The 798-nt window shown below is 76.4% G+C and carries 1 protein-coding gene; it reads left to right on the top strand.

Annotation, left to right across the window (positions count from 1 at the left end; translation table 11 throughout):
• On the top strand, positions 1-798 hold a 798-nt coding region (locus GT354_RS00780), incomplete at both ends, for an amidohydrolase family protein (RefSeq protein WP_161354184.1).

The following is a 798-nucleotide window of genomic DNA, read 5'->3' as shown; positions in this document are numbered from 1 at the left end:
CTCACGATCGCCGACCGGGTGGCCGCGCAGCGCGTCGCGCGGGCTCGGGCCGCGGCGCTGGGCATCGGTACGGTGCACGAGTGCGGCGGCCCCGAGATCGCCGGCGAGGCCGACTTTCGTGAACTGCTCGCGCTCGCCGTCCGCGAGGCCGGGCCCGATGTGGTCGGCTACTGGGGCGCGTTGGCCACCGACGCGGAGCACGCGCGCACGCTGCGCGCCGACCTCGGCGCCCACGGTCTGGGCGGCGACCTGTTCCTCGACGGGTCGATCGGTTCGCACACCGCGTGCCTGCACGCCCCGTACGCCGACGACGAAGCGACCACGGGCTTCAGCCACATCGGCGTCGACGAGGTCACCGCGCACCTGCTCGCGTGCACCCGGGCCGGTATCCAGGCCGGGTTCCACGCCATCGGCGACGCCGCCCTGGGCACCGTGATCGGCGCGGCTCGCAGCGTGGTACTGGCCGGGCCCGACGCGGGCGCGTTCCGCGCGCTGCGACACCGGGTCGAGCACGCCGAACTGCTGGACGCGGCGGGCATCGCGGCCTTCGCCGAACTGGGCCTGACCGCGTCCGTACAACCCGCGTTCGACGCCGCGTGGGGCGGCCCCGACGGCATGTACGTCCGCCGGCTGGGCACCGAGCGCGCCGCCACGATGAATCCGCTCGCCGCGCTCACCGCCGCCGGCGTGCCGCTCGCGTTCGGCTCGGACGCGCCGGTGACGCCGCTGGACCCGTGGGGCACCGTCCGCGCCGCCGCGTTCCACCGCACCCCCGAGCAGCGGATCAGCGTGCGGGCC

Origin of the sequence: Streptomyces sp. SID3343, assembly GCF_009865215.1 — a bacterium.
Lineage (GTDB): Bacteria > Actinomycetota > Actinomycetes > Streptomycetales > Streptomycetaceae > Embleya.
This window is presented reverse-complemented; position numbering and strand designations above follow the sequence as displayed.